18 protein-coding genes are annotated in these 15558 nt (G+C 56.4%); 14 read left to right on the top strand and 4 right to left on the bottom strand.

Annotated elements, in window-relative coordinates; genetic code table 11:
* Positions 1–11 precede the first annotated feature (11 nt).
* Entirely contained in the window at positions 12–350 is a 339-nt protein-coding gene (gene glnB, locus ACMWJS_RS03975; protein ID WP_003860685.1) for a nitrogen regulatory protein P-II, read from the top strand.
* 80 nt (positions 351–430) lie between these two features.
* Here the strand turns inward: glnB and hmpA are convergent, their stop codons facing one another.
* Positions 431–1621 carry an NO-inducible flavohemoprotein gene (gene hmpA, locus ACMWJS_RS03970; RefSeq protein WP_414746647.1) on the bottom strand — a complete coding sequence of 397 codons (1191 nt, stop codon included), beginning with the start codon at positions 1619–1621 and terminating at the stop codon, positions 431–433.
* Positions 1622–1925: 304 nt separating this feature from the next.
* Here hmpA and glyA point away from each other — a divergent pair, with 304 nt between their 5' ends.
* Positions 1926–3179, top strand: a complete 1254-nt coding sequence (glyA, locus tag ACMWJS_RS03965; RefSeq protein WP_008502165.1) for a serine hydroxymethyltransferase — start codon at positions 1926–1928, stop codon at positions 3177–3179.
* Between the two features lie 53 nt (positions 3180–3232).
* On the opposite strand, the gene ACMWJS_RS03960 is transcribed toward glyA, so the two are convergent.
* The gene (locus ACMWJS_RS03960) at positions 3233–3655 is read right to left on the bottom strand and encodes a DoxX family protein (protein WP_008502164.1); all 423 of its coding nucleotides are present in this window, start codon (positions 3653–3655) and stop codon (positions 3233–3235) included.
* 173 nt (positions 3656–3828) lie between these two features.
* On the opposite strand from ACMWJS_RS03960, the gene ACMWJS_RS03955 reads away from it, so the two are divergent.
* Positions 3829–4974, top strand: coding sequence for a 3-phenylpropionate MFS transporter (locus ACMWJS_RS03955; protein WP_167211955.1), 1146 nt, complete (start codon positions 3829–3831; stop codon positions 4972–4974).
* On the opposite strand, the gene csiE is transcribed toward ACMWJS_RS03955, so the two are convergent.
* Complete coding sequence (gene csiE / locus ACMWJS_RS03950; protein WP_069719829.1) at positions 4969–6246, bottom strand: stationary phase inducible protein CsiE; 1278 nt, start codon at positions 6244–6246, stop codon at positions 4969–4971. The genes ACMWJS_RS03955 and csiE overlap by 6 nt on opposite strands.
* Positions 6247–6371: 125 nt before the next feature.
* Here csiE and ACMWJS_RS03945 point away from each other — a divergent pair, with 125 nt between their 5' ends.
* Entirely contained in the window at positions 6372–7010 is a 639-nt protein-coding gene (locus ACMWJS_RS03945; protein ID WP_167211952.1) for a DUF1007 family protein, read from the top strand.
* The gene (locus ACMWJS_RS03940) at positions 7001–7981 is read left to right on the top strand and encodes a nickel/cobalt transporter (protein WP_045908547.1); all 981 of its coding nucleotides are present in this window, start codon (positions 7001–7003) and stop codon (positions 7979–7981) included. The genes ACMWJS_RS03945 and ACMWJS_RS03940 overlap by 10 nt, the downstream gene beginning before the upstream one ends.
* 59 nt (positions 7982–8040) lie before the next feature.
* Here the strand turns inward: ACMWJS_RS03940 and suhB are convergent, their stop codons facing one another.
* Positions 8041–8844, bottom strand: a complete 804-nt coding sequence (suhB, locus tag ACMWJS_RS03935; protein ID WP_003860668.1) for an inositol-1-monophosphatase — start codon at positions 8842–8844, stop codon at positions 8041–8043.
* A 131-nt stretch (positions 8845–8975) separates the two neighbouring features.
* Between suhB and trmJ the strand changes: the two genes are divergently transcribed.
* From trmJ to iscX, 9 genes are all read left to right on the top strand, one after another.
* Complete coding sequence (gene trmJ, locus ACMWJS_RS03930) at positions 8976–9701, top strand: tRNA (cytosine(32)/uridine(32)-2'-O)-methyltransferase TrmJ (RefSeq protein ID WP_008502159.1); 726 nt, start codon at positions 8976–8978, stop codon at positions 9699–9701.
* A 231-nt stretch (positions 9702–9932) separates the two neighbouring features.
* Positions 9933–10424, top strand: coding sequence for a Fe-S cluster assembly transcriptional regulator IscR (gene iscR / locus ACMWJS_RS03925; RefSeq protein ID WP_045399615.1), 492 nt, complete (start codon positions 9933–9935; stop codon positions 10422–10424).
* 119 nt (positions 10425–10543) lie between these two features.
* Positions 10544–11758: a cysteine desulfurase gene (gene iscS / locus ACMWJS_RS03920; RefSeq protein ID WP_008502157.1), complete on the top strand. Its 1215-nt coding sequence runs from the start codon at positions 10544–10546 to the stop codon at positions 11756–11758.
* Between the two features lie 24 nt (positions 11759–11782).
* Complete coding sequence (gene iscU, locus ACMWJS_RS03915) at positions 11783–12169, top strand: Fe-S cluster assembly scaffold IscU (protein ID WP_003860661.1); 387 nt, start codon at positions 11783–11785, stop codon at positions 12167–12169.
* A gap of 13 nt (positions 12170–12182) precedes the next feature.
* Complete coding sequence (gene iscA, locus ACMWJS_RS03910; protein WP_003860659.1) at positions 12183–12506, top strand: iron-sulfur cluster assembly protein IscA; 324 nt, start codon at positions 12183–12185, stop codon at positions 12504–12506.
* 80 nt (positions 12507–12586) lie between these two features.
* Positions 12587–13102, top strand: coding sequence for a co-chaperone HscB (gene hscB, locus ACMWJS_RS03905; protein ID WP_024908642.1), 516 nt, complete (start codon positions 12587–12589; stop codon positions 13100–13102).
* Between the two features lie 14 nt (positions 13103–13116).
* Positions 13117–14967, top strand: a complete 1851-nt coding sequence (hscA, locus tag ACMWJS_RS03900) for a Fe-S protein assembly chaperone HscA (protein ID WP_414746646.1) — start codon at positions 13117–13119, stop codon at positions 14965–14967.
* A gap of 1 nt (position 14968) precedes the next feature.
* Positions 14969–15304: an ISC system 2Fe-2S type ferredoxin gene (gene fdx / locus ACMWJS_RS03895; protein WP_003860652.1), complete on the top strand. Its 336-nt coding sequence runs from the start codon at positions 14969–14971 to the stop codon at positions 15302–15304.
* A 1-nt stretch (position 15305) separates the two neighbouring features.
* The gene (gene iscX / locus ACMWJS_RS03890) at positions 15306–15506 is read left to right on the top strand and encodes a Fe-S cluster assembly protein IscX (RefSeq protein WP_003860650.1); all 201 of its coding nucleotides are present in this window, start codon (positions 15306–15308) and stop codon (positions 15504–15506) included.
* Positions 15507–15558 lie beyond the last annotated feature (52 nt).

The raw sequence follows: 15558 nt of genomic DNA, 5'->3' as shown, positions 1-15558 counted from the left end.
AAGGACCCACCATGAAAAAGATTGATGCGATTATTAAACCTTTCAAACTGGATGATGTGCGTGAAGCGCTGGCGGAAGTCGGCATCACCGGGATGACCGTGACGGAAGTGAAAGGTTTTGGTCGTCAGAAAGGTCACACCGAGCTTTACCGTGGCGCAGAATACATGGTCGACTTTCTGCCGAAAGTGAAAATTGAAATCGTGGTCAGCGACGATATCGTGGACACCTGCGTGGACACCATTATCCGCACGGCGCAAACCGGCAAAATTGGCGACGGTAAAATCTTCGTCTTTGACGTGGCGCGCGTGATCCGTATCCGTACCGGCGAAGAAGACGACGCTGCGATTTAACGTTCTTGCCGGGTGGCGCTGCGCTTACCCGGCCTACAAAACTCTTCGTAGGCCCGCGCAAGCGAAGCGCCGCCGGGCGATTACAGCACCTTATGCGGGCCGAAGCACTCGTAATGAATGCTGTCTTTGTTCACACCCAGCCCCACCAGCTGCTGCGCGGCATACTGCATAAACGCCACCGGCCCGCAGACGTAGAACTGCATGTCCGGCGCGCTAAACGCCCCTTCCATCTGGCTTAAATTCATCAGACCTTCGCTGTCAAAGCGGGCAGCTGCGCGGTCTGCTTCCGTCGGCAGGCGATACCAGGTGTGCGCGCTGAAACGTGGCAGGGAGGCCCCGAGCGTTTTCACCTCATCCGCAAAGGCGTGCACGTCGCCGTTTTCGGCGGCATGGAACCAGTTAACCTGTGCACCGTGGTGTGATTTTGCCAGCGTATCGAGCATCGCCAGCATCGGCGTCTGGCCGACGCCCGCAGAGATCAGCGTGACCGGCGTATGGGCTTCAACGGCCATAAAGAAGTCGCCCGCTGGCGCGGCCAGATGGACCACGTCGCCCACGTTCGCTTCGTTGTGCAGCCAGCTGGAAACCTGACCGCCGTCCTCACGCTTCACCGCAATGCGGTAGCCTTTACCGTTTGGCTTGCGGGTAAGAGAATACTGACGGATCTCCTGATGCGGGAAACCTTCAGGCTTCAGCCACACGCCCAGATACTGCCCTGGCTGGTAATCGGCCACCGGTTGACCGTCCACCGGCTCAAACTCGAAGCTGGTGATTAACGCACTGCGCGGCGTTTTCTCAACGATGCGGAACGCGCGCGTGCCTTCCCAGCCACCGTTCTTACTGGCGTTTTCGCTGTAGATCTGCGCTTCACGGTTGATAAACACGTTTGCCAGCACTCCGTAGGCTTTACCCCACGCGTCCAGCACCTCCTGGCCCGGGCTGAACATCTCGTCCAGCGTTGCCAGCAGGTGACCACCCACGATGTCGTACTGCTCGGGTTTGATCTGGAAGCTGGTATGTTTCTGCGCGATTTTTTCCACCGCAGGCAGCAACGCTGGCAGGTTTTCAATATTGCTGGCGTACGCCGCGATGGCGTTGAACAGCGCTTCACGTTGATCGCCGTTACGCTGGTTGCTCATGTTGAAAATCTCTTTGAGCTCCGGGTTGTGCGTGAACATGCGATCGTAGAAATGAGCGGTGAGTTTAGGGCCGGTTTCCACCAGCAGGGGAATGGTGGCTTTTACGGTAGCGATGGTTTGAGCGTCGAGCATGAGCGCGTCCTTTTGATGTCACTTTAATGATGTATTTTAAATGCATCTTATAAAAAATACCCCTGCGTTGTAAATGGTTCTTTGCAAGATGAAAAATATGCATCACAAACCTGAAAAGAAATCCGCTGGAAAGGGCGAGAGCTTTATTCCTCAAACCCTTGCGTGGCGGGTAGGAAAACGTTTGCGTAAAATCGTTTGTCAAGACCTGTTATCACAGAACTAATCAGTTATACTGTTGCCCGTCCTCCAACAGGACTGCCTTTTCAGGCCAAAATTTACTTGTTAGCTGAGTCAGGAGATGCGGATGTTAAAGCGTGAAATGAACATTGCCGATTATGATGCCGAACTGTGGCAGGCTATGGAGCAGGAAAAAGTACGTCAGGAAGAGCACATCGAACTGATCGCCTCCGAAAACTACACCAGCCCGCGCGTTATGCAGGCGCAGGGTTCTCAGCTGACCAACAAATACGCTGAAGGTTACCCGGGCAAACGCTATTACGGCGGTTGCGAGTACGTTGATATCGTTGAGCAGTTGGCTATCGATCGTGCGAAAGAACTTTTTGGCGCTGACTATGCAAACGTCCAGCCGCACTCTGGCTCTCAGGCTAACTTCGCGGTCTACACCGCGCTGCTGCAGCCGGGCGATACCGTTCTGGGTATGAACCTGGCGCAGGGCGGCCACCTGACTCACGGCTCCCCGGTTAACTTCTCCGGCAAACTGTACAACATCATCCCTTACGGTATTGATGAGTCCGGTAAAATTGACTACGAAGACATGGCGAAGCAGGCTAAAGAGCACAAACCGAAGATGATCATCGGTGGCTTCTCTGCTTACTCCGGTATCGTTGACTGGGCAAAAATGCGCGAAATCGCAGACAGCATCGGTGCTTACCTGTTCGTTGACATGGCGCACGTTGCGGGTCTGATCGCTGCAGGCGTTTACCCGAACCCGGTTCCACACGCTCACGTTGTGACCACCACCACCCACAAAACCCTGGCGGGTCCACGCGGTGGTCTGATCCTGGCGAAAGGCGGTGACGAAGAGCTGTACAAAAAACTGAACTCCGCGGTGTTCCCAAGCGCGCAGGGTGGCCCACTGATGCACGTTATCGCGGCAAAAGCGGTCGCGCTGAAAGAAGCGATGGAGCCAGAGTTCAAGGTTTACCAGCAGCAGGTTGCTAAGAACGCCAAAGCGATGGTGGAAGTGTTCCTGAACCGTGGCTACAAAGTGGTATCTGGCGGGACTGAAAACCACCTGTTCCTGCTGGATCTGGTTGATAAGAACCTGACCGGTAAAGAAGCTGACGCAGCCCTGGGCCGCGCCAACATCACCGTAAACAAAAACAGCGTGCCAAACGATCCGAAGAGCCCGTTCGTGACGTCCGGTATCCGTATCGGTTCTCCGGCCGTGACTCGCCGCGGCTTCAAAGAAGCAGAAGTGAAAGAGCTGGCTGGCTGGATGTGTGACGTTCTGGACAACATCAATGACGAAGCGGTTATCGAGCGCGTTAAAGGTAAAGTTCTGGATATCTGCGCACGCTTCCCGGTTTACGCATAATTCCTCTGCTTTGCAGAAATAAAAAAGGCCGCGCATGCGGCCTTTTTTTATGGCTAACGCCGGTCCAGGGAGATGGCGCCTGGCCCCACAATCGCCAGCAAAATAAAGGCGCCAGCAATACTGACGTTCTTGTAGAAGTTAATCATATTCGGTACGACCGCATCGCCGGTCATATCCCAGTAGTGATGCCCAATCACCGCCGTTCCGAGGGTGTAGAACACAAACAGTACCGCGAGAGGACGGGTGAAAAACCCCAGTACGATCAGAATGGCGGCAGGCACTTCCATGACTACCGCAATAATGGCCGCCAGCATGGGCATCGGCGTGCCCAGCGAGGTCATGTATTGTACGGTGCCGCTAAACCCCGTCAGTTTTGGATAACCAAAGATAATAAACAGCACGACAAGTGCGATGCGGCCAATGAGCAGCAGCAGGTGACGTGACTGGCCGAAATCGAGATAACGTAGTGAGTTCATGGCAGAAAAACCTCTGCAAGTGGAGTAATTTAAACGTAATACATATTTTCATTCCCTGCCATAAGCCAGACGATTGCACAAGATGTTAAATTTTCGTTAATTTATAGCAGGCTATCTACTTGCTTAATTTTTATATTCTCGCCAGACTATGGCCTCGATTTCGGGAGGGATTCATGGTCTTGCATTCCACGCGCTGGCTGGCGCTCAGTTATTTCACCTATTTCTTTAGCTACGGCATTTTTCTGCCTTTCTGGAGCGTCTGGCTTAAGGGTATCGGCCTGACGCCCGAGACCATCGGCGTCCTGCTGGGAGCCGGGCTGGTGGCGCGTTTCCTCGGCAGCCTGCTGATCGCTCCGCGCGTCAGCGATCCCTCCTTACTGATCAAGGCCGTGCGTATTCTTGCTCTGCTGACCCTGGTCTTTGTGGCCTGCTTCTGGGTCAGCCACCAGTTTGCCTGGCTGATGGTGGTGATGGTCGGCTTTAACCTGTTCTTCTCACCGCTGGTGCCTTTAACGGATGCCCTGGCGAACACCTGGCAAAAGCAGATCACCATGGACTACGGTCGCGTGCGCCTGTGGGGCTCTATCGCCTTTGTGATTGGCTCGGCGCTGGTGGGCAAACTGGTCAGCCTGTACGATTACCGCGCCATTCTTGCCCTGTTGAGCATCGGTATTGCCTCGATGCTGCTGGGCATGCTGCTGCGACCATCGGTGATGCCGCAAGGGGAAAGCCGCCATCAGGAGAGCGCTGGCTGGCCCGCATGGCGGAGCCTGGTCGCACAGAGCTGGCGTTTTCTGGCGTGCGTGTGCCTCCTTCAGGGGGCACATGCGGCGTACTATGGTTTCAGCGCCATCTACTGGCAAGGCGCAGGATATTCCGCTTCCGCCGTGGGCTATCTGTGGTCGCTGGGCGTGGTGGCCGAAGTCATTATCTTTGCCCTGAGCAAAAAACTGTTCCGCCGCTTTGGCGCGCGTGACCTGCTGCTCCTTTCCGCCGTGTGCGGCGTGGCGCGCTGGGGGATTATGGGCTGGACGACCGATCTGCCGTGGCTGATTGTGGCGCAAATTCTTCACTGCGGCACCTTTACCGTGTGCCATCTGGCGGCCATGCGCTATATCGCTGCACGCGAGGGCGGGGACGTGATTCGCCTGCAGGCCGTCTATTCGGCAGTGGCAATGGGGGGCAGTATCGCGATCATGACGGTCTTTGCAGGGTTCCTCTACCAGCATCTGGGGCATGGCGTGTTCTGGGTAATGGCTCTGGTGGCGCTACCGGCAATGTTTGTTCGACCGAAAGTGGCCGCACGCGCGTCGCTATGATTCTAGCATGGCGCGAATATGTTCTTGCTGCTGCGCGTTCAGTGTCTCAACGGCATGGATCAGCGGCGGCGAGAACAGCGGCAGGGCAGTCGGGTAGGGGGTGATAACCAGCGCGGCTTCGCGCGGTGCCCCCTCTTTCTGAAAAGCCTGCAGCGTCAGATAGCGAATGTTGAGCGGCAGCAGCGTCAGCTCGCGAAGCTGCTGTTCGATCTGCTCCTCACAGGCTTTGTCTTCTCCCGTCAGCAGGATCACCTGTTTTTCATGCAGGTCAGTCTCCTGCATCAGCCAGGCCCCAAAAATCACCGCCACGAGGCTCATCTCTTCATCGGAAAAACGTAGCCCAAATTCCGCCTCCAGCTCAAACAGCGCCTCTTTCGTAGTGCGTAACAGTCGGGGATAAAGGCGGTGGATCTCCTCCGGCAGGCTATTGTCGATGCCGATCTCAAACAGCGAACGGTCAAGCGCCTGAGCCAGATGGATATACAGCTGATCGGTCAGCCCTTGTTCATCGCTGAAGTTCATCCCGGTCTGCGAACGAAAGCGGGCCACCATGCGCACGATGGCCCGGCGCAGACGCTGATCCTGCTGGTGCTTATCAAGCACCGGATCGGGGGTGCGGAGCATCATAAACAGCAGCGCCAGAAACAGCTGTTCATCCCCGTGGGCCCCCTGCGGGACGCGCCGTCTCCAGTGGCGCACGATCTCCTGCGCCGTAAAATACTCCCCTCTCGACTGGGTCCAGCTGCGCTGAACGTGGGAAAACTGCGGCGTATTCCCGAGCTGGTGCTGAATAAGGCAGTATTGCAGATAGAGCTGTAAAAACTGGACGTCGCGGCATTCAAACTGGCGCTGGAGCTTGCGTGAGCAGAAACCGATCAGCGCCCGCAGGTTCGCATCGTCGTAAAGCGGGCGCGCGATGCCGTGTTGTTTAAGCGCGGTTTTTAATGCGGGGGTAAACTGGTGCGAGACGAACTGCGGGCAAAGCCGTAGCGCCCGGCGCAGCCAGTGCAGCAGGCATAAACGCTGATTCAGGGCTGTGCCTTCAATCCGGTAGCAGCCGTCGTGGTGCGTAACGATATCCAGCCGGTGATAGCGCTGGATTTCATCGCGCGTCTCGGCTATATCTTGCCGTGCCATCGCGTCGTCCACGCCGTTGGCAGCGATTATGCTCTGTGCGGTGACGGCAGCATCGGGCAGGTAAAGCATCAAAAGCACCTGGCAGCGGCGCTGCGAACTGGAAAGCACAGATGGAATTTCAAGCGTCGTCATCATCTGTCGGGTATCCAGTGTGAATGTTTGATAAGAATAGCTAAAGGATGAGCGCTGAAAAGCGCGCCGGCAGGCCTTTCATTCAGGATTGCTGGGGAACATCACAGAATTTTTGACGTGAGGAATTGATGCAAACAGTTAAACAATGTGCGATGGCGTTATTTTTGGCGGTTATCAGCTTAACTGCCAGCGCACACCCTCACAGCTTTATTGACCTCAAAACCGAGCTGGTCACCGACGGCACGCAATTGAGCGGCCTGAAAATGCGCTGGACGATGGATGAAATCACCTCGGCTGACCTGCTCTATGACGCGGGAAACGCGAAGCCCGGTGACGAAATCTGGAAAAAGCTGGCGGCGGAAGTAATGGCCAACGTGCTCGGCCAGCACTACTTCACCGAGTTCTGGCATAACGGCCAAAAGGTCAAATTTCTGAACCGACCAACGGAATACGGGATGACGCGTGAAGGGCACCAGGCGGTGCTGACGTTCGTGCTTCCGCTGGCGCATCCTCAGCCGCTGGCCGGGCAAACGTACACGTTTTCCACTTTTGATCCCACTTACTATGTTGATATGCGCTATGACAAAGACAGCGACGTACGGCTGCCGGACGCGCTGCAAAAAAGCTGCAAAATTGGCGTTCATACCCCGAAGCCCAGCGAAGAGATGCTGAACTTTGCGGTCTCACTCGACAAGGACGATGCCCCACCCGAGGATATGGAATTGGGTAAACAGTTCGCACAGGAGGTGACGTTACAATGTCAGTGATCTCCTCTCCGGTTCGGAAACCTCGCCGCTGGCTGCATCTCTGGCCGCTGGCGCTCTTTTTGCTGTTAGCGGTTTGCGGCGCGCTGTGGCTGTGGCAGGCCTGGCCGCAGGTTATGATGAAAAGCATTATCTGGCAGCGTGAGGTCAACCAGCAGATGAGCGGACTGCTGAAGGCGGTGGCGGAGAACCCGACCAAAGCGGGCGGATCCCTGCTGGCGTTCAGTTTTGTCTATGGCGTTCTGCACGCGCTGGGGCCGGGGCACGGCAAAATCGTGATTACCACCTGGCTTGCCACCCATCCGTCAAAGCTGAAATCGAGCATCGGCCTGACGCTGGCCTCTTCGCTGCTGCAGGGCGGCGTGGCGATTGCGCTGGTCGTTGTTGTGCTTTCACTTTTGCAGCTTCCGGCGCGCCAGCTGCACATGAGCAGCTTCTGGCTGGAGAAAGGGAGCTACGCGCTGGTGGGCGTGCTGGGGCTGATCCTGTGCTGGCGGGCGCTGAAAAAGCTGCGCGTGCTATTGCAAAAACCGACATTCAAAGCCTTTACGCCGCACCACGTTCATGATGAACACTGCGGCTGCGGACATCAGCATTTGCCCACGCAGGAACAATTACAGAACGGCGACGACTGGCGCGCGAGGTTGATGATTGTTCTTTCGATGGGCATGCGCCCGTGCTCGGGTGCCATCATGGTGCTGCTGTTCAGTAAGGTCATCGGCGTGTTCGGCTGGGGCATGCTGTCCGCGCTGGCGATGGCGGCTGGAACCTCTCTCACCATTTCGTCTTTAGCGCTGCTGGTACACAGCTTCCGTCAGCTGGCGGTCAAACTCAGCGGCAATAAAACGCCGGTGCTGTGGCGACAGATAGGGTGGACCACGCTTGCGCTGGCGGGTGGGGTGATTCTGCTGGTGGCGGCGGTGACGATGTGGATGAGTGCGGTACCGGTGGGAAGGGGATTACGGCCTTTCTAGCGTACTGAGGGATTATGTAGGCCCGGTAAGCGTAGCGCCACCGGGCTTAACAAACTGGATTAACGCTTCAGCGCATCGCTCAGTTCATCACGCATGTTGGCCAGCATGGCTTTAACAACGCGTGGGTTACCCGCAACGATGTTGCCGGTAGACATATAGTTATGGCCGCCGGTGAAGTCACACACAATGGCGCCTGCTTCACGCGCGATCAGCTCGCCCGCAGCAAAATCCCATGGCTTCAGTGAGAGTTCGAAGTAACCGTCAACGCGGCCGGTTGCCACGTAGGCCAGATCCAGCGCAGCAGAACCGGTGCGACGGAAGTCCGCACATTCGGTGAACAGTTTGCCCAGGATATTCATATAGGTGGTCGCGTGCTGTTTCGCCTTGAACGGGAAACCGGTCGCCAGGATGGTGCCGTCCAGATCGCGTGCGTTGCTGCAGCGCAGACGGTAGCCGTTCAGCTGCGCGCCCTGACCGCGGGTCGCGGTGAACAGTTCGTTACGCATTGGATCGTACACAACGGCGACTTCAGTACGGCCTTTAATGCGTACTGCGATAGACACAGAGAAGTGTGGCAGGCGTTTGACGAAGTTGGTGGTGCCATCCAGTGGATCGATAACCCATTGAACATCCTGATCGGTACCTTCATGTTCACCGCTTTCTTCGGTGATGATGGTGTGCTGTGGGTAAGATTTGCGGATCGTTTCGATAATAATCGCTTCTGCGGCTTTATCGACGTTTGTCACGAAATCATTGCTGCCTTTCTGGCTGGTTTCTACGGAGTCTGGCGTTTCGTAGTGTTTGGCAATTACATTACCCGCCTTGCGCGCTGCGCGCACGGCGATGGTCAGCATCGGATGCATCGGTCTCTCTCACTGGATGTTAAAGAACAGGAAAATCGGCGCAGAGTATAGCAGCGGGATCGGATTATGTCTCCCGTTTATGATAATATGCCCGAATATTCTTCAGACACTGAATTCAGACATTAAAAATTATGCTGCAAAACATTCGAATTGTGCTGGTCGAAACATCGCATACCGGCAACATGGGCTCCGTTGCCCGCGCTATGAAAACCATGGGCTTAACGAACCTGTGGCTGGTTAACCCGCTGGTGAAACCTGACTCGCAGGCTATTGCGCTGGCGGCCGGGGCCAGCGACGTGATCGGCAATGCCCAGATCGTCGATACCCTTGACGAAGCGCTGGCTGGCTGCAGCCTCGTTGTCGGCACCAGCGCGCGTTCGCGCACGCTGCCGTGGCCAATGCTCGATCCGCGTGAATGCGGCCTGAAAAGTGTCTCGGAAGCAGAACAGGCACCGGTTGCGCTGGTGTTTGGCCGCGAACGCGTTGGCCTGACCAACGACGAACTGCAGAAGTGTCATTATCACGTCGCGATTGCGGCAAACCCGGAGTACAGCTCGTTGAACCTGGCGATGGCGGTGCAGGTTATCGCCTATGAAGTGCGTATGGCGTGGCTGGCAACGCAGGAAAAAGAGGTTGAGCCTAAAGAAGAGACGGCTTACCCGCTGGTGGACGACCTTGAGCGTTTCTACGGTCACCTGGAGCAGACGCTGCTCTCGACCGGCTTTATCCGCGAAGGCCACCCGGGTCAGGTAATGAATAAGCTGCGCCGTCTGTTCACCCGCGCGCGTCCGGAAAGCCAGGAGCTGAACATCCTGCGCGGGATCCTGGCGTCGATTGAGCAGAAGAATAAAGAGTAGTGTCGTCTGTTCGCCGGGTGGCGCTACGCTTACCCGGCCTACAAAACCATCGGTCGGGTAAGCGAAGCGCCACCCGACAAAAAACGGCACAGAAGGTTAAATACCTGACTAAAACAGTCAAGTAAATAGTTGACCATTTTAGTCAGGAATGTCAGACTTGGCCCTGCTATGCAATACCCCATTTTACAATAAAAAACCCCGGGCAGGGGCGAGTTTGAGGTTAAGTAAGACATGAGACTGACATCTAAAGGGCGTTATGCCGTGACCGCGATGCTGGACGTTGCGCTCAACTCCGAAGCGGGCCCGGTTCCGTTGGCTGATATTTCTGAACGACAAGGGATCTCCCTCTCTTATCTGGAACAGCTGTTCTCCAGACTGCGTAAAAATGGACTGGTTTCCAGCGTTCGTGGCCCAGGCGGCGGTTATCTGCTGGGTAAAGACGCGGGCAGTATTGCAGTTGGCGAAGTGATCAGCGCAGTTGACGAATCCGTTGACGCGACCCGTTGCCAGGGTAAAGGCGGCTGCCAGGGCGGCGATAAGTGCCTGACCCACGCGCTGTGGCGCGATCTGAGCGACCGTCTGACCGGCTTCCTGAACAACATCACCCTCGGTGAGCTGGTGAATAACCAGGAAGTTCTGGACGTATCGGGCCGTCAGCACGGCCATGATTCCCAACGCAGCACCCGCGCGCAGGACGCTATCGACGTCAAATTACGCGCGTAATAAAACGATAAGTATTTCAGAATCAGGCCGGGGCGAAGACTCGCCCCGTGTACTCGGTCGTACATCCAGCCGGTTGCCTGATTCCTTGCATTGAAGCGATGTACGGAGTTTATAGAGCAATGAAATTACCGATTTATCTCGACTACTCCGCAACCACGCCGGTGGACCCGCGTGTTGCCGAGAAAATGATGCAGTGTCTGACCCTGGACGGAAACTTTGGTAACCCAGCTTCCCGTTCACACCGTTTTGGCTGGCATGCTGAAGAGGCGGTTGATATCGCCCGTAATCAGATTGCTGACCTGGTGGGTGCCGACCCGCGTGAGATTGTTTTCACCTCCGGTGCGACCGAATCCGACAACCTGGCGATCAAAGGTGCAGCCAACTTTTATCAGAAAAAAGGCAAGCACATCATCACCAGCAAAACCGAACACAAAGCCGTGCTGGACACCTGCCGTCAGCTGGAGCGTGAAGGGTATGAAGTCACCTACCTGGCGCCACAGAGCAACGGCATCATCGATCTGAAAGAGCTCGAAGCGGCCATGCGTGATGACACCATTCTGGTCTCCATCATGCACGTCAACAACGAAATCGGCGTGGTACAAGACATCGCGACCATCGGCGAAATGTGCCGCGCGCGCGGTATCATCTACCACGTGGACGCGACCCAGAGCGTGGGCAAACTGCCTATCGACCTGAGCCAGCTGAAAGTGGACCTGATGTCCTTCTCCGGCCACAAAATCTATGGCCCGAAAGGGATTGGCGCGCTGTACGTTCGTCGTAAACCACGTATCCGCATCGAAGCGCAGATGCACGGTGGCGGTCACGAGCGCGGCATGCGTTCCGGTACGCTGCCTGTTCACCAGATCGTGGGCATGGGCGAAGCCTACCGCATTGCAAAAGAAGAGATGGAAACCGAGATGGCACGCCTGCGCACGCTGCGTAACCGTCTGTGGGACGGCGTTAAAGATATGGAAGAAGTGTATCTGAACGGCGATCTCGAGCAGGGTGCTCCGAACATCCTCAACGTCAGCTTCAACTATGTTGAAGGCGAGTCGTTGATCATGGCGCTGAAAGACCTGGCGGTTTCTTCCGGTTCTGCCTGTACGTCTGCAAGCCTTGAGCCATCCTACGTGCTGCGTGCGCTGGGTATGACTGACGAGCTGGCACACAGCTCTATCCGTTTCTCTTTAGGTCGTTTCACTACCGAAGAAGAGATTGACTACACCATCAAGCTGGTTCGCAACTCCATTGGCCGTCTGCGCGACCTTTCTCCACTGTGGGAAATGTTCAAGCAGGGCGTGGATCTGAACAGCATTGAATGGTCACATCACTAATCGGTACATAAGGAGAATTCAATCATGGCATACAGCGAAAAAGTCATCGATCATTACGAAAACCCACGCAACGTTGGCTCTTTTGACAACAGTGATGAATCTGTTGGTAGCGGCATGGTCGGTGCGCCAGCGTGTGGCGACGTGATGAAGTTGCAGATTAAAGTCAACAATGAAGGTATCATTGAAGACGCGCGCTTCAAGACCTACGGCTGCGGTTCTGCAATTGCGTCCAGCTCCCTGGTTACCGAATGGGTGAAGGGCAAGTCTCTGGACGAAGCACAGGCAATCAAGAACACGGATATTGCTGAAGAACTCGAACTGCCACCGGTGAAAATTCACTGCTCAATTCTGGCAGAAGACGCGATCAAAGCCGCCATTGCGGATTACAAAAGCAAACGTGAAGCAAAATAATTGAGGTTTGAGTATGTCGATTACCCTTAGCGACAGCGCTGCCGCGCGAGTAAGCTCTTTTCTGGCGAACCGTGGTAAAGGCTTTGGCCTGCGACTGGGCGTACGTACCTCCGGCTGTTCTGGTATGGCTTACGTACTGGAGTTTGTTGACGAACCGGCGTCTGACGACACCGTGTTTGAAGACAAGGGCGTGAAGGTGGTGGTCGATGGCAAAAGCCTGCAATTCCTCAACGGCACTCAGCTGGACTTCGTTAAAGAAGGCCTGAACGAAGGGTTCAAATTCACGAACCCGAACGTCAAAGACGAGTGTGGTTGCGGCGAAAGCTTCCACGTTTAACCGCGCGTCATCCGAAACCCCACCGTGGCGTTACCCGCTACGCGTGGGGTTTGTTTTAACAGGCTACCCCTGAGATTGTTATGGATTACTTCACTCTCTTCGGACTACCCGCTCAATACCCGATTGATCTCCAGGCGTTGACGATCCGTTTTCAGGATCTGCAGCGTCAGTACCATCCGGACAAATTCGCGAGCGGTACTCAGGCAGAGCAGCTGGCTGCGGTTTCTCACTCTGCCACCATCAACCAGGCCTGGCAGACGCTGCGCCATCCGCTGGCGCGCGCTGAATATCTGCTCTCGCTCCACGGTTTTGATCTGGCGAGCGAACAGCATACCGTGCGTGACACGGCGTTTCTGATGGAGCAGCTGGAGCTTCGCGAAGAGCTCGATGAGATTGAACAGGCCAAAGACGAAGCGCGTCTGGAAAGCTTTATTACGCGCGTAAAGGGCATGTTCGATACCCGCCATCAGCAGATGGTGGAGCAACTGAACAACGAGACCTGGGACGTGGCGGCAGATACTGTGCGCAAACTCCGTTTTCTCGATAAACTGCGAAGCAGTGCTGAACAACTCGAAGAAAAGCTGCTCGATTTTTAATTTCGGAAGCAATTATGGCCTTATTACAAATTAGTGAGCCTGGCTTAAGTGCCGCACCGCACCAGCGTCGTCTGGCGGTGGGTATTGACCTGGGCACCACCAATTCCCTCGTGGCGACCGTGCGCAGCGGCCAGGCGGAAACGCTGGCTGACGAGCAGGGGCGCCATCTGCTGCCTTCCGTGGTCCACTACCAGCAGCAGGGTCACGCGGTAGGCTATGACGCCCGCGCTAATGCCGCGCGCGATCCGGCGAATACCATCAGCTCCGTCAAGCGCATGATGGGCCGCTCGCTGGCCGATATTCAGACCTGCTACCCGCATCTGCCGTATCAGCTGCAGGCAAGTGAAAACGGCCTGCCGATGATTGCGACCGCGGCCGGTCTGCTGAACCCGATTCGTGTTTCTGCTGACATCCTCAAAGCGCTGGCTGAGCGTGCTACGGCAACGCTCGGTGGCGATCTGGACGGCGTGGTGATCACCGTTCCTGCCTACTTTGACGATGCACAGCGTCAGGGCACCAAAGACGCCGCGCGTCTGGCGGGCCTGCATGTGCTGCGTCTGCTGAACGAACCGACGGCGGCGGCGATTGCCTACGGCCTCGATTCCGGTCAGGAAGGGGTGATCGCGGTTTACGATCTCGGCGGCGGGACGTTTGATATCTCTATCCTGCGCCTGAGCCGCGGGGTGTTTGAAGTGCTGGCGACCGGCGGGGATTCCGCGCTGGGCGGTGATGACTTCGACCATCTGCTGGCGGACTACATCCGCGAGCAGGCGGGCATCAGCGATCGCAGCGATGCGCGCGTACAGCGTGAACTGCTGGATGCGGCCATCGACGCCAAAATCGCCCTGAGCGATGCGCAGACGGTTACCGTCAATGTTGCGGGCTGGCAGGGTGACATCACCCGCGACCAGTTCAGCGATCTGATCGCCCCACTGGTGAAACGCACCTTACTGGCCTGCCGTCGCGCATTGAAAGATGCGGGCGTTGAGGCGAACGAGGTGCTGGAAGTGGTCATGGTGGGCGGTTCGACCCGCGTGCCGCTGGTGCGTGAGCGCGTGGGCGAATTCTTTGGCCGCACGCCGCTGACCTCCATCGACCCGGACAAAGTGGTTGCCGTAGGTGCCGCGATCCAGGCCGATATTCTGGTCGGCAACAAGCCGGACAGCGAAATGCTGCTGCTGGACGTCATCCCGCTGTCGCTGGGCTTAGAAACCATGGGCGGCCTGGTGGAGAAAGTGATCCCGCGTAACACTACCATTCCGGTGGCGCGCGCGCAGGAGTTCACCACCTTTAAAGACGGTCAGACCGCGATGTCCATCCACGTGATGCAGGGCGAACGCGAGCTGGTGCAGGACTGCCGTTCTCTGGCGCGCTTTGCGCTGCGCGGTATCCCGGCGCTGCCTGCGGGCGGGGCGCATATTCGCGTCACCTTCCAGGTGGATGCCGACGGCCTGCTGAGCGTCACGGCGATGGAAAAATCCACCGGCGTGGAATCGTCCATCCAGGTGAAGCCGTCCTACGGCCTGACCGATGGCGAAATCGCCTCCATGATTCAGGACTCAATGAGCTACGCCGAGCAGGATGTGAAGGCGCGTATGCTGGCGGAACAAAAAGTGGAAGCCGCACGCGTGCTGGAGAGCCTTAACGGCGCGCTCGCTGCCGACGCCGCGCTGTTAAGCGCCGCTGAGCGCCAGGTGATTGACGAAGCCGCCGCGCGCTTAAGCGCCGTGGCCGAAGGTAATGACGCTGACGCAATAGAAGAAGCCATTAAAAACGTTGATAAACAAACCCAGGACTTTGCTGCTCGCCGCATGGACAAATCTGTCCGCGTCGCGCTGAAAGGCCAGTCCGTGGACGAGGTTTAATATGCCAAAGATTGTAATTTTGCCTCATGCGGACCTCTGTCCGGATGGCGCTGTTCTGGAAGCGAAGACCGGTGAAACCATTCTCGATGTTGCCCTGCGTGCAGGTATCGAAGTGGAACACGCCTGTGAAAAATCCTGTGCCTGCACCACCTGCCACTGCATCGTGCGTGAAGGTTTTGACTCTCTCGCCGAGAGCACCGAAGACGAAGACGACATGCTGGATAAAGCATGGGGTCTGGAGCCAGACAGCCGCTTAAGCTGCCAGGCTGCGGTGACCGATGAAGATCTGGTCGTGGAGTTCCCACGCTACACCATCAACCACGCACGCGAGCATTAATATGGGACTGAAGTGGACAGACAGCCGTGAAATCGGTGAAGCGCTCTACGACGCGAACCCGGATCTCGATCCGAAGACCGTACGATTCACCGATATGCATCAGTGGATCTGCGATCTGGAGGATTTCGACGACGATCCAAACGCATCCAATGAAAAAATTCTGGAGGCGATTCTGTTAGTCTGGTTAGATGAAGCAGAATAAATAACAAAACGGGCTGCCTTCAGGCGGCCCGTTTGCTAGTTGCTAATAAGGA

The organism is Enterobacter sp. HK-058-C-ECC (genome assembly GCF_047531125.1).
Lineage (GTDB): Bacteria > Pseudomonadota > Gammaproteobacteria > Enterobacterales > Enterobacteriaceae > Enterobacter > Enterobacter quasiroggenkampii.
The sequence above is the reverse complement of the archived record's forward strand: the minus strand, read 5'-3'. Positions and strand labels throughout refer to the sequence as shown.

What these genes read in the sequence shown, in the direction of transcription:
- iscR (WP_045399615.1), top strand. Translation starts at nt 9,933, where the DNA reads ATGAGACTGACATCTAAAGGGCGTTATGCCGTGACCGCGATGCTGGAC.
- glyA (WP_008502165.1), top strand. Translation starts at nt 1,926, where the DNA reads ATGTTAAAGCGTGAAATGAACATTGCCGATTATGATGCCGAACTGTGG.
- hmpA (WP_414746647.1), bottom strand. Translation starts at nt 1,621, where the DNA reads ATGCTCGACGCTCAAACCATCGCTACCGTAAAAGCCACCATTCCCCTG.
- fdx (WP_003860652.1), top strand. Translation starts at nt 14,969, where the DNA reads ATGCCAAAGATTGTAATTTTGCCTCATGCGGACCTCTGTCCGGATGGC.
- iscU (WP_003860661.1), top strand. Translation starts at nt 11,783, where the DNA reads ATGGCATACAGCGAAAAAGTCATCGATCATTACGAAAACCCACGCAAC.
- hscB (WP_024908642.1), top strand. Translation starts at nt 12,587, where the DNA reads ATGGATTACTTCACTCTCTTCGGACTACCCGCTCAATACCCGATTGAT.
- iscX (WP_003860650.1), top strand. Translation starts at nt 15,306, where the DNA reads ATGGGACTGAAGTGGACAGACAGCCGTGAAATCGGTGAAGCGCTCTAC.
- suhB (WP_003860668.1), bottom strand. Translation starts at nt 8,844, where the DNA reads ATGCATCCGATGCTGACCATCGCCGTGCGCGCAGCGCGCAAGGCGGGT.
- ACMWJS_RS03945 (WP_167211952.1), top strand. Translation starts at nt 6,372, where the DNA reads ATGCAAACAGTTAAACAATGTGCGATGGCGTTATTTTTGGCGGTTATC.
- iscA (WP_003860659.1), top strand. Translation starts at nt 12,183, where the DNA reads ATGTCGATTACCCTTAGCGACAGCGCTGCCGCGCGAGTAAGCTCTTTT.
- trmJ (WP_008502159.1), top strand. Translation starts at nt 8,976, where the DNA reads ATGCTGCAAAACATTCGAATTGTGCTGGTCGAAACATCGCATACCGGC.
- hscA (WP_414746646.1), top strand. Translation starts at nt 13,117, where the DNA reads ATGGCCTTATTACAAATTAGTGAGCCTGGCTTAAGTGCCGCACCGCAC.
- csiE (WP_069719829.1), bottom strand. Translation starts at nt 6,246, where the DNA reads ATGATGACGACGCTTGAAATTCCATCTGTGCTTTCCAGTTCGCAGCGC.
- ACMWJS_RS03960 (WP_008502164.1), bottom strand. Translation starts at nt 3,655, where the DNA reads ATGAACTCACTACGTTATCTCGATTTCGGCCAGTCACGTCACCTGCTG.
- ACMWJS_RS03940 (WP_045908547.1), top strand. Translation starts at nt 7,001, where the DNA reads ATGTCAGTGATCTCCTCTCCGGTTCGGAAACCTCGCCGCTGGCTGCAT.
- iscS (WP_008502157.1), top strand. Translation starts at nt 10,544, where the DNA reads ATGAAATTACCGATTTATCTCGACTACTCCGCAACCACGCCGGTGGAC.
- ACMWJS_RS03955 (WP_167211955.1), top strand. Translation starts at nt 3,829, where the DNA reads ATGGTCTTGCATTCCACGCGCTGGCTGGCGCTCAGTTATTTCACCTAT.
- glnB (WP_003860685.1), top strand. Translation starts at nt 12, where the DNA reads ATGAAAAAGATTGATGCGATTATTAAACCTTTCAAACTGGATGATGTG.